Annotated in this window: 9 protein-coding genes and 2 CRISPR repeat arrays (1 of these 11 only partly in view); all 9 genes read right to left on the bottom strand. The window is 65.8% G+C overall.

Annotated features, from left to right (window positions below):
• Nucleotides 1-80: 80 nt before the first annotated feature.
• Nucleotides 81-2,646: a CRISPR direct-repeat array (repeat unit 30 nt; unit sequence GTTGCGAACCCTCGTAGGGGCGATGAGGAC).
• A 146-nt stretch (nt 2,647-2,792) separates the two neighbouring features.
• The gene (cas2, locus tag AB0C35_RS41565) at nt 2,793-3,056 is read right to left on the bottom strand and encodes a CRISPR-associated endonuclease Cas2 (RefSeq protein ID WP_358468597.1); all 264 of its coding nucleotides are present in this window, start codon (nt 3,054-3,056) and stop codon (nt 2,793-2,795) included.
• Nucleotides 3,057-3,066: 10 nt separating this feature from the next.
• Complete coding sequence (cas1, locus tag AB0C35_RS41560; RefSeq protein WP_358468594.1) at nt 3,067-3,603, bottom strand: CRISPR-associated endonuclease Cas1; 537 nt, start codon at nt 3,601-3,603, stop codon at nt 3,067-3,069.
• Nucleotides 3,604-3,634: 31 nt separating this feature from the next.
• Nucleotides 3,635-4,045, bottom strand: a complete 411-nt coding sequence (cas1, locus tag AB0C35_RS41555; RefSeq protein WP_358468591.1) for a CRISPR-associated endonuclease Cas1 — start codon at nt 4,043-4,045, stop codon at nt 3,635-3,637.
• Nucleotide 4,046: 1 nt separating this feature from the next.
• On the bottom strand, nt 4,047-4,544 hold the full coding sequence (locus AB0C35_RS41550; protein ID WP_358468588.1) for a CRISPR-associated protein Cas4: 498 nt from the start codon (nt 4,542-4,544) through the stop codon (nt 4,047-4,049).
• A complete protein-coding gene (cas3, locus tag AB0C35_RS41545; RefSeq protein ID WP_358468585.1) occupies nt 4,541-6,949 on the bottom strand; it encodes a CRISPR-associated helicase Cas3' in 2,409 nt (802 codons plus the stop codon). The genes AB0C35_RS41550 and cas3 overlap by 4 nt, the downstream gene beginning before the upstream one ends.
• A 17-nt stretch (nt 6,950-6,966) precedes the next feature.
• Nucleotides 6,967-7,620: a CRISPR-associated protein Cas5 gene (locus AB0C35_RS41540; RefSeq protein ID WP_358468582.1), complete on the bottom strand. Its 654-nt coding sequence runs from the start codon at nt 7,618-7,620 to the stop codon at nt 6,967-6,969.
• A gap of 96 nt (nt 7,621-7,716) precedes the next feature.
• Nucleotides 7,717-8,772: a type I-B CRISPR-associated protein Cas7/Cst2/DevR gene (gene cas7i / locus AB0C35_RS41535; protein WP_358468579.1), complete on the bottom strand. Its 1,056-nt coding sequence runs from the start codon at nt 8,770-8,772 to the stop codon at nt 7,717-7,719.
• A complete protein-coding gene (locus tag AB0C35_RS41530) occupies nt 8,769-10,154 on the bottom strand; it encodes a hypothetical protein (RefSeq protein ID WP_358468576.1) in 1,386 nt (461 codons plus the stop codon). The genes cas7i and AB0C35_RS41530 overlap by 4 nt, the downstream gene beginning before the upstream one ends.
• Nucleotides 10,155-10,248: 94 nt before the next feature.
• Nucleotides 10,249-10,986 (bottom strand): CRISPR-associated endoribonuclease Cas6, encoded by a 738-nt coding sequence (locus AB0C35_RS41525; RefSeq protein ID WP_358468573.1) that lies wholly within the window; start codon nt 10,984-10,986, stop codon nt 10,249-10,251.
• Between the two features lie 489 nt (nt 10,987-11,475).
• Nucleotides 11,476-11,784: direct repeats of the CRISPR family, unit length 30 nt; unit sequence GTCCTCATCGCCCCTACGAGGGTTCGCAAC (it continues 185 nt past the right edge of the window).

The following is an 11,784-nucleotide window of genomic DNA, read 5'->3' as shown; positions in this document are numbered from 1 at the left end:
GACGAAGAAACCACCGACCCGATCAGCTCTGACCAGGAGAAACAAGCCGCCTAACGATCACTGGCCCCTGTCCCATTTGACTTGACACCTACCGTAGGGGCGATGAGGACCCGCCCGCCGTCCCGGCGTCGCCTCGGTCTGCTTCAAGTTGCGAACCCTCGTAGGGGCGATGAGGACCGGCGCGGGCGTTGCGGTTGTTCAGCCGGCCCTCGGCGTTGCGAACCCTCGTAGGGGCGATGAGGACCACGCGGTCCCGTACGGCGACATTCCCGCCGTGTACGCGTTGCGAACCCTCGTAGGGGCGATGAGGACATGCTCACGAGTGTGAAGCTGGTTCACGGCTCCCGGTTGCGAACCCTCGTAGGGGCGATAAGGACCGGCGCCGTCCAGAACGCCGCCGTCGGCAAAGCCACGTTGCGAACCCTCGTAGGGGCGATGAGGACCGGCAGTCTCCTGAGTAAGGCCGGTAAGGCGGCCGGGGTGTTGCGAACCCTCGTAGGGGGGATGAGGACTCGGATCGATCAGCGTTCACGCGGTCCCGTGGCGAGGTTGCGAACCCTCGTAGGGGCGATGAGGACCCGGCGGCGGCCGCCAGGCGCGCCCAGTCGTAGGAGTTGCGAACCCTCGTAGGGGCGATGAGGACAACCGATCAAGGCCATCACCGGCCGCCTCACCCGGTTGCGAACCCTCGTAGGGGCGATGAGGACCATTTACACCGTCCCGTTCCACGCCGTCTGATGGCCGGGTTGCGAACCCTCGTAGGGGCGATGAGGACGCCCCAAGACATCCGCATGACGTGGAACGGGGACCTCGCGTTGCGAACCCTCGTAGGGGCGATGAGGACAGGGCGACACCGAAGACGCTGCAAAGCGCGACGGCAAGTTGCGAACCCTCGTAGGGGCGATGAGGACCACGGACCCCTGGAGCGCTGATCGGGCATGGAGCTCCTGTTGCGAACCCTCGTAGGAGCGATGAGGACGCACCGCTCCCCGGCTTGCGGACCGGCGGCCACCCGCGTTGCGAACCCTCGTAGGGGCGATGAGGACCTGGACGCCGCCCTGTACAGCCTGGTCCTCACCGTGTTGCGAACCCTCGTAGGGGCGATGAGGACCTCACTCCCCCCGGAAAGGGGGTCAAGCCAATGACAAGCGGTTGCGAACCCTCGTAGGGGCGATGAGGACTGCGGTGGTCCCCCAGACGGTCACGGGGATGCCCTGTTGCGAACCCTCGTAGGGGCGATGAGGACCCGCCGCCGGGCCCGCTGCCGAGCAGCTGCGGGTGGTGTTGCGAACCCTCGTAGGGGCGATGAGGACTCACCCACAAGCCCGCCCCTCCAAGCTTCGTGGCGTTGTTGCGAACCCTCGTAGGGGCGATGAGGACCGAGCCGAACAACCTCGGGCTCATCGCCGCGTACTAGTTGCGAACCCTCGTAGGGGCGATGAGGACTAGCAGTTGCAGCCGTCGAAGTCGCCCTTCATCAGTTGCGAACCCTCGTAGGGGCGATGAGGACGGTCACATCGACTCCGAACAGCGCGACCGGGACGACGTGTTGCGAACCCTCGTAGGGGCGATGAGGACACGCGCCGCATGTACCGGGCCCACGCCGCGACGTCGTGTTGCGAACCCTCGTAGGGGCGATGAGGACCGCCGGCCGGGCTCTACCTGAAGCTCATCGAAGTGTTGCGAACCCTCGTAGGGGCGATGAGGACGACGACTGCGGTTGCCGGGCCCGGCAGGCATGGCTCAAGTTGCGAACCCTCGTAGGGGCGATGAGGACAGGTCACCCCACGCCGCTATGACATCGGCATCGAATAGTTGCGAACCCTCGTAGGGGCGATGAGGACCGATCACCACCCCCCCAGACCGGCCTTCGCTTGGCGTTGCGAACCCTCGTAGGGGCGATGAGGACCGCCTTGACGAGGACGGCGACGGCCACCTCACCGTGTTGCGAACCCTCGTAGGGGCGATGAGGACCTCCCGATTCTTACGGTTGCGCCCCGTCGGCGTCCTCGTTGCGAACCCTCGTAGGGGCGATGAGGACGACGGTCTGGTCGAGGACGGCCTGGTGGACACCGAGCGGTTGCGAACCCTCGTAGGGGCGATGAGGACCTCGGACAGCAGCCGGTTGCATGCCCGCCTCTTCTCCGTGTTGCGAACCCTCGTAGGGGCGATGAGGACGCACTCCGGTGACCGTCCCCTCTGGGACCGGTTCGAGTTGCGAACCCTCGTAGGGGCGATGAGGACCTCGACCTCGGGCAAGCCCGTGATGCGCAGAAACGTGTTGCGAACCCTCGTAGGGGCGATGAGGACCGGCACGGTGGTACAGGTGGCGCTGGAATCCGATGGGTTGCGAACCCTCGTAGGGGCGATGAGGACTTCCTCACCACTCAGGCTGTCACCGGCCCGGTCGAGGGTTGCGAACCCTCGTAGGGGCGATGAGGACCGCCTACGTCCTCCGCGCCGTCTACCACCCCGCCCTCCCGTTGCGAACCCTCGTAGGGGCGATGAGGACCCTCAGCCGTCAGCAAACTCGACTCGATCAAGGCCGCGTTGCGAACCCTCGTAGGGGCGATGAGGACTCGCCGACGTCCACGTCGCCATGTACGACCGGTGGCTGTTGCGAACCCTCGTAGGGGCGATGAGGACCCCAGAGTAAAGCTGCAGGCCGGGGGCGTGATCGGAGACCATACGGTAGCTCGATCTGCAGCGAACCGGCGGTTGTGCAGCTGAGTCCGGTGTGTCGCTGAAATCTGCTTGATCGACTCCGGTTCATACGGGACGACGGAGCCCGGCTATAGGACGTCGGTCGGGGCCGGCTCGGCGGCGCCCCATGCGTGGCGGACCGGGGTCGTCCCGGGCGGGAAGGTGTACACGATGACATTGTCGTAGCTGAGGTCCAGGAGGGTCTCGACTTCCATTTGGAAGCGACGGAGTTGCGCTGCGCTGACCTGTCCCTCGAAGACGCTGCGCTGCACGTGGTGCAGGTATTTGCGGCAGGTTCTCAGGATGAGAGGGTTCCGTTCGGCTGCGGTGTCGTAGACCACGATGACGTGCACGGCGCGTCCTTCACCACCAGATCCTGAACGGTTTGTATGGAGTTCCTTCGAGGCAGTGCCGGGTCAGCGCGAGTGCGTCGAGGTAGAGCAGTTCGTCGTAGGCGACCGGGCGGCCGAGGGCGCGGTGGGCGACGGTCACGGCGAGTTCGTCGCGGACGGCTTGGACGACGAGTTTGCGGCCGGTTTCGCTCAGCATGGCCTGGTTGGCTTCGCTGTCGAAGTGATGCTGCTTGATCTGATTGCGTGTGGCCATCCGTAGAAGTAGGCGTTCGGCGAACAGTGGTTTGAACATTTCTGATAGGTCCAGGACCAGGGAGTGGCGCTGGCGTTCCATGCTGCTGTGCAGGAACGCGATTCCGGTATGGAGAGGCGTCAGGCGCAAGGCCGTGAGCATACGAGCGTAGGTGATGCCGTTGACGTAGCTGATGAATGCGTTACCGGCGTTCTTCGGCGGCCGTCGGCTGCGGCCGCCGAGTTGAAGCCAGTCGGGGAGTTTTGTGTCGAGGACGTCCCATGCTGACCGGCGGAACGTACCCTCGATGCCCATGAGGTGGAAGGGGCTTTCTGCGGATTCAAGACTATTCTGCAGGACGGTGTACGGGCGCCAGCAACTTCCTGTCGATGACGCGACGGACGTTGAAGGCGGCGGAGTCTACAATGCTGCGGGCAACCCGAAGGGCCGCTTCAGGGGCTTCGGCGAGTCTTGCCTGGGCTAGAACTGTTTCGCCGGACGTGCTCGTATCGGATGTGAGGAGCGATCCGGCGTAGTCTCCGTAGTAACTCAGCAGGTGGACGTTGATCCGGTGGCGGTTTAAGAGCGCGACGACGGAGGTGTTGATGTCGGTTTCGGCGCAGGCGACTATGTCTCGGACGTCGGTGATGGGAATGTGGACCTTGCTGCCGGCCTCGCGCTCGATGACGAGTGATTCGTCTTTACGGCGGATGCGGCAGGGGCTGGTGAGCCAGTAGGTGCGTGCGGCGGCGGGCATATCACTCCGTCCAGCAGTAGTCGGTGAAGCTGCAGCCCCGGCAGGCGGAACGTGCGAGTCGGTCGGGGGAGACTGGGGCCGCGGCGACTGCGAGCACAGCGGCGATGTCGGCCTGCGCCTGCCTGGCAGCGTCTGGCGTGTAGGGGTAACGGTGGGTGCGGCGAGTCTTGGGGTAGTGCAGGATGGCTCCTCTTGCGTCGATGCCGATCTGTTCGAGGCGGAGGCAGTAGTGACGCCCTTGGGCCTCGTCTGCGGGAGTCATCCTGGTCGAGGATTTGACTTCGTGAACCCACCGTTGACCGTCGATGAAATCGAGTTTGGCCGCGCCAAGGTCGATCGGGTTGCTGCGGGTGAATGAGGTTTCGTGCACGACTTCGCCGAGTTGCACGAGGCCGCTCAGGTGCTCGGGGCGTACTCCGCGGAGGTAGAGCCAGAGCTGCCGGCGGCAGTGGTAAAGGTATTTGATGTGGACGCCGCCGACGTCCTCGGCGTCGATCATAGGATCTCACCCGCTTGATATATCTGCTGCGGATCACGGCGGATGGCTCGCAGTCCCATCCTTGAATCATATTCGGCGTCGATGACGCGAACTTTGAGGCGCTTGTCATACGAACCGAGCCCCACCCCCCATGCCGGAAGCGGGATGAGATACTGGTCGGCGTAGAGGCGACCGGTCTTCTTGCTGGATCCCTGCTCCAGAGCGTCCCCGTAGTTGGCGTGGTCTTCCTGAAGGATCGCCTCGATTCCGTCGAACTGTGCGTCGAAGATCTCGGTGAGGCAGGAACGGTCGTTGAAAGGCTGAAGGAACCTCAGGAAAGATTCTTCAAAAGCTTTCCGATGAAAGTCGACTTCCTGGGACCATTTTCGTCCCCAGGAGCTGCCGTAGATCTCGTCGAGCCACTCGGTGATCACTTGTTCGTCGATGGCCTGACCGTTGTGGCGGGCGAGAATGTCCCAGCCGAGGCGGGTGGGCTCAGCCTCGTAGACGCCGTCGGCCCACAGAGCGTCTCCGCCGCGATGCCGGGTGTCATAAAGGGGCTGATGAACGACGACCGGCGCGGGAGCCAGCGTGGCCAGCCGATTCACTCTGCCGAAGCGCTGGACGAGCGCCTCAAGGTCCGCCGCCGAGGTGTGACAGGCGTCGAGATCGAGATCGAGGGACACCTCGAGGGCTTGGGTTCCGACCAGCAGGCCCGGTCGACGGGGGTTTCCGCTGGCGAAGCGCTCCTGAACGGCGGCTTCGATGGCGGTTCGGTCCATCCGGCGGTACCGCGAATGCAGAAGATGCGCGGAGTCCTCGCCGTGGAGCTCGACGCAGCAGGGCCGAAGGTTCTCATAGACTGAGATCGCGTCGCGGATGTTGTTGGCGACCACCAGGACGGACTGGCCGTCGGCAAGCCGTCCACGTATCTCGTTGAGGGATGCGTTTTCGGTGATATGGGCCTGGCGCATGTGAAGCCGATGGCGGACTGGCGGCCGATTGCCGGCAGGCGGCTCGACCAGGGACGTCAGCCCGCCGAGGGTCTCGGTCACCAGCTTTGCCAAGGCGGTGGGCAGAGTCGCAGATAGCACGGCGATGCGTCCGCCGAGGCCGTGCCAGAAGTTCATGATGGCGAGGATCATGCCGAGGCGGCGGGTGTCGTAGGCGTGCAGTTCATCGAGGATGAAAACCGAGTTGGCGCTGTCGGCCAGGATGCTGGAGTGAACGGGCCCGGCCAGCGCGCCCCGGAGAAGTTGGTAGGGGGTGCCGACACGTAGGAGTTCACGGAAGTTCTTCGTCGCTTCCGCGCGGGAATGGGCCTTCGATGCGGCATCGACGGGGTCGGTGTCGTCGTCGGCGCAACCGTCCGCGAGAGACTGGGCGAGATGGTACGAAGCCGCCTTCGAGTGAGCGACACCGATTCCATCGGGTGCGTTCAGCTCTTTGCGGAGGCGGCCGGTCATCGCATTGATGCTGGCCAGGTAGGGCAGGAGGTAGAAGATGCGCGGATTGCCGTTGGCGCGGGCCGTCAGGTCGTTGATCTCCTTCGCCGCCCAGAGGAGGACGGCTTCGGTCTTGCCGCTTCCGGTCCACGAGCGGAGGAGAAGGTTGCCGGTCACATCGGCGGCTTGGCGCTGTTGCGGGCGGAGTGCGTGGCCTTGTGCGGCGAGGCGATCGGCGAGCCGGGCGGGATAGGTTTCGTCCAGCGGATTTCTGGTCTCCAGGGACGAATGCGCCGAGGAGAGATGGTCGGCCATGGTAACCACGCCGAGTAGTAGCACGGCCGTTCTCCCGGTGGCGTCGCCGAGAGGGAGTGCGTCCTCCCACTGGTCCATGACGTCCTGAAAGAGTCGATGGGCGGCGTCGGTCAGTTGGCGGACGTTCACGCGTGGGACGGAGTCGGCAACCGGTAAATGATGTCGGCGGCCGGTGGCGTGCAACCATTCCATGAGGTCGGCGAGGTGACTCTGATCGGCGGGGGTGAATCTGCCGGCGAAGTCCTCGGGCTGATCGTCGCCGTACTGCGTGCACAGGGGCAGCTTGGGCGGTGTGTTTAGACCTGAGGTGAACGGACGATGATGGCCCGCCACCGCAGCACCGACCCATTGGCGCTGTTCGCCAAGCGGGCCCGCGAGCAGAAGGTGCACGAATCCCAGGGAAAGCACCTCGTGTCGTTCGCCCCAGGTGGTCGGCTTCTCTGGGGTGTTGCCGATCATCCGCTGAAAGCCGTCCGGCAGCTTTCCCGCGTCATGAAGGAGCGCGGCAAGCTCTGCCGAGATCCAGAAGTCGTCGGGCACGTCGGGGATGTCGCCGATCCGCGCGCGGATCGCCTGTACAGCCTCCAGAGTGTTGAGCAGATGGCTGGTCAGCAGCTCACCCGGCACACCGGGCCTGTTGGAGCTCTTCGCACGCAGGTTCGTCACGGCCCGCTCCAGGTTGTTCAGGCGACGGAGGCCAACTGGTTCGGATGGACGGGCGGGAGCATCGCGACGGCTTGTCCATGCTCGGTGGCCAGCCCGGTGTCGATCTCGGTGCGGGCGCCCGATGAGGCGTATCGGTAGCTGTCCCATCTGAAGCGGGCGCGGTCATCGGAGATGACGGTCGTCAGCCGCAGCGCTGTGCCCGCCGCTTTCGGTACATCGAAGGGGACAACCGCATGTCCTTGCTGGCCAGCGCCCTCGGTCAGCTCGGCCAGGCGGGTGGCGGCGGTGGCCAGGTCCTGGCTGCGGCCGAGTCTCAGGGGCCAGACCGGGCGCCGGATCGCCTGGGTCCACAGCTCGAGGTCCTCGGTGAGCCATACGGTCAGCGTCACGTGGGCGAGGAACTCGCGGTCTTTGATGGTGGCGTTGGTCGGGGTACCAGGGCTCCCGAGCGGATGGTAGGTCTCCAGGTCGGTGCCCGAGCTCGCGGCGTGGAAGGCCATGGCGAAACGGGTGTCGTCGGGGACACGGTCCCATCCTCCGGCGGCGGCGGCGAGCATCCCGCCGACTGTGGACGGAGGTGGACAGGGCAGCCCGACCTGTAGCCCGTCGTAGAGGGGATTGCGGAAACTGACGACCGGCGCGGTGACGGTCAGCTCCAGAGCCTCGGGCATGGTGCGCTCCTCGCAGAGGCGTGGACGGTACGGCGTAGACGGCACCGTTGGACGGCGAAGGCTCCCCTCGAAGGGCCAATGATCGACGCGCTGCGCCTACTGCGGGTCGTCGAACCAGGAGTCGTGCTCCCCGGCCTCGATCTCGCCGGCCAGGGTGTTCAGCACCGTGCGCGGGTGGTCCAGGATCAGTTCCTCGGCCTTGACCAGGTCGGCGAGATCGCTACCAGCCCGGTCGCGCTGGCCGCCGAGGAAACCGGGCGCCCATCCGATCCTGACCGGCCCGTCCAACTCGTCCGACCACGCCCGGATCTCCTCGCGCAGCACGTCGGCGTCGAAGTACGTCGCCTTCTCGCGCTCGCGGACGACCCTGGTGAAGGGGTTGGTGCCGCCCTTGAGTGGCGCCAGGATCACCAGGCCGGGCGTGCGGTCACCGTAGTGAGCCGATTGCTTGGCGCCTCCCTTGACCATGGCCATCGTCCGCAACAGCACAGCCACCCTGCGGCGCCGCTCGTCGATCGGCAACCGCACGCACTGCACGCCGCGCAGCACGACCTCGCAGCCCCCCTTCTCCACCACCTCATCCGCCAGACGCGGGGGCAACGCCGCCTTGGTCGTCCTGCCGCCAGTCTCGAACGTGCCGACGCGCGGCAGGTCCAACAACAGGTCGCCGGCCAGATCCGCGGTGTACATCTCGTGCTCATGGATGACGGGGTGGGTTCCGGGCTCGAAGTCCCGGCTCATCGTGCCGAAGTCCATGACCGGCTTACCGGGCACGACCGACACCAGCGTCCCGGTCGCCAGGACCGTGTCACGCATGAACGTCTTCGACTCGCCCTTCTTCGCGCCCGCCTCGTCCGCCTTGACCGCGATCATGTAGCCGAACAGGTCATCGTCCAGGTACAGGTCCGGACGGCCCCGGGTATAGGCCTGCTGCTTCTTTCCCTCACCGCTGCGGATCACCGGCGAGGTCGACTCCCCAGCCGGCAGGCTGTCGCGCAGCCACCGGCGCCCCGCCTGCGCCGAAACGTACGGGTACTTGTCGCCCCGGCCCACCGTGAACTGCTTGACCATGCCGCGGTTGTCCTCGCCGCGGCCGTTGTTCGGCGCACCGGCCTTGATCTCCAGAATCTGCTGTCCCACCAGGAACGTCACTGTTCCGCCCCTTCCTCCTGGCCTTCGCCGGCGGCGTCGGCCAGTTCCTTGATCTCTTGGAATTCCTCCTGCGAGCCCTTCGGCTCCCAACCCGCCTCGGCCAGCGCCTCCAAAACCGCGAAGACCAGCAGTCGCCGCCAGGACCAGGACCGCTCGTCCTCGAACAGCAGGCGGTAGTCCTGTATCGGCAGCAGGACTGGCGGGGTGCCGTTGGGGCGTGGGAACAGCAGCCAGTCGACGCCCTTGGAGCGGAACCAGCCGTGCAGGTTCCCGCCCTTGCTGTTCGCGCGGATGAAATCGCGGAACGGCCCCGGACGGCTGTCCTGCCCTAGCAGCGCAGCCAGCCGCCCCGCCAGTTCCTTGATTCGTTCGACGTCCTTGTCGTCCATGGTCAGCACCTCACGGCAGTAGGAGTACAAGAGCGGGGCCAGCGCCGTCGTCTCGGCGGGAATGAGAACCTTCGGCGAGATCTGGCCGAGGACGTGACCGATCGCGAAGTCCACCACCTGCGCGGGCCGGGTGAACGCCCGCTTGGCCAAGAACGCCTCGCCCGGAACCTGCTTGCTCTGCTGGGCCGCGACAAGAGCTGGATATCCGGCGCGGCGGTCAGGCCACCTGTTGATGGACCGCAGCCATTCCGCGACCGGCTGGCCCAACTCCTGGGTCGCGAGCAACTGCTCCTTGTTGGAGTTGGACAACACGATCAACTCCACACCGGACGTGATCCGCCGGCTATAGGCGCGCACCGCACGCAGCACCCACAACTCACGCGCGTACGGCCCGGGCTTTGCTCCCTTGGACGGCCCGGCGGCGGCATCTTGCAAGGTCTGGTCGACCGTGGACCTGGTCATCCTCGCCAGGAAGTCGTCGTCCCAGGAATGCATCAGCGCCGCCCTGCCGCCCGACAGTGACGCCCCATATGGGAATGCCCAGAGACTGGCCACACACGGGTAACACAGCGGTGTGCCCTCATGGCCGGGCGCGGTGGTGTTGCGGTGTGCGACGCTCGCCCCGAGCGGAATGTCGACTTTCCCATACCAATCGCAGGCCGCACGTCCGCAGTACGCACACGGCACGCCTGGCCAGCCTGCGAGGTCAGGCCGAGCGCGCCACTCACGGATCAACTTCTCCCGCTCCGGCGGAGACTGCTTTCCGCGCGCGGTCGGATTCAGCTTCGAGTTGGGCCAGAGCAGGTAGCTGGCCCCGAGCCAGAAGCCGCCAAGATCTGCGGCCTTCGCGACCTTGACCGTCCCCACGAGATGGCTGGTCATCTTCTCGACGACTCCGGCGAGGACCTCGCCCGTCACGTCATCAGGACGTCCCACACCGGCGAGCGCGGCCAACGCGAACGCCCCGACACGTTGCAAGGGACTCGCGGTCAACACCAGAGACCACGGATCCGCCGAATCATCGGCTATTCCGGGGTGTCGCTGGGGTCCCCCCACCAGCCTTGTTCGTGCGACGTCCGATGTGGAGTCAGGCACCGATCCAGCCCATCCCTGTGCTGTTCGCCTGACCCAGCCCCCACGAGTGCAGGGCAGAAAGCGTCTCCGGCGCCCCGGACAACATGACCTCGACGCAGGCCCCCGGCTTCTTCCCGACGGCTCCACTCCCCACCGAGAACGAACGCTTCGGGCCGATCCACCCGATGTGCTCCAGCGTGACCTCAGGGTCCAGCCCCATGGTCATCGCCTTACGCCGCAGGTTCTGCTGCACGTAGGCGTCCCACTCAGGCTCGCCGGGAAGGCACCAAGCCTGCCGGCGTGTGCGAGCCCCGGACTCGTCCCGGCCAGACCCCTTCATCACCACCGGCGTGACCGTCCGGAACACCGCCTTCCCCGACGAGAACGCCGGGGCCTCCACCGGCTCGACTTTGTCGACGATGAACGCGGTCGCACCCCACGCCAGCACGGGAATAGACGCCAACGCGGCAGCCCATCCCTCCACCACGGCGAGCAGCGGACTGCCGAACTCCAAGATCCCCGGGCCTTCGGCGGCGTAGACACCGCGACGCCGCGTCGCCGCCGGAAAGACCGGTGCCCCATAGCCGAATGGGACCAACCCGTGCTCCCCCCAGCCCGACTTGTGCAGGACCTGCCCCAACTCGGGCGCGCCTCGCTCCAGCAGCGAATAGGCCAGGGCGCGGCCCGGAGCCAGCACCTCATCCCACGCCAATTCCCGAGCTCCCGTATGAAAGGTCACCTGTAGCCGCACGTCACCCTGTCCTTTCTCGTCCAGCGCCGATCGGGCGAAGACCTGGCCCCCGTACGTTTCTGATGGACGGTTCTGTCCGACCCGCCTGCAATCGTGAGCCTCTCCGGCTCTCGTCAGACCCCGGACGCTACACGTCAGCCACTTCCAAACATGGGTATAGCAACGAAACTAACCACGACGACCCTTGTCCGCATGTGGCCTAGACCCATTCGCGGCTATGCTGAGCGAAATCGCCCTCCAAGGGCATCGCCGAGGTGGTCGCAACTGGTTGGGTTCCTTGCTGGACGCATCCCGCAACCCCACCCTCATCGCCCCTATGAGGGGTACTTGCAGTGCTTCTACGGCTCATCCGGGGTCGCGAACATCTGGCAACCGTCAGGCCCCAATTTCAGCAGGACCCCGGGCCCAACTGCAGAACCGGAGGATCGCTGAAGAATCGACCAACACGGCCACTCACAAGCCCCACGTGACCTGCGGCTTTACCATGGGGTCCTCATCGCCCCTACGAGGGTTCGCAACTCCTCGACGACCTCGCCCTCGACCAGCTCCGCGACGGTCCTCATCGCCCCTACGAGGGTTCGCAACGGGTGGTCGGCGGGCGGCTCGGCCAGCAGCAGCCAGTCCTCATCGCCCCTACGAGGGTTCGCAACTTGACATTGAGTTCCGGCGGCGTGAGGTCGACCTTGGTCCTCATCGCCCCTACGAGGGTTCGCAACGTGCTGACCCCGGTTGGCAAGGACGCGGCCCCCGCGGTCCTCATCGCCCCTACGAGGGTTCGCAACCCCCACCTAGGCATGC

This window comes from Spirillospora sp. NPDC048819 (genome assembly GCF_040650055.1).
In the GTDB taxonomy this organism is placed as follows: Bacteria; Actinomycetota; Actinomycetes; order Streptosporangiales; family Streptosporangiaceae; genus Spirillospora.
Note: the sequence above shows the minus strand (reverse complement) of the source record. Positions and strands in the feature narration are given on the sequence as shown.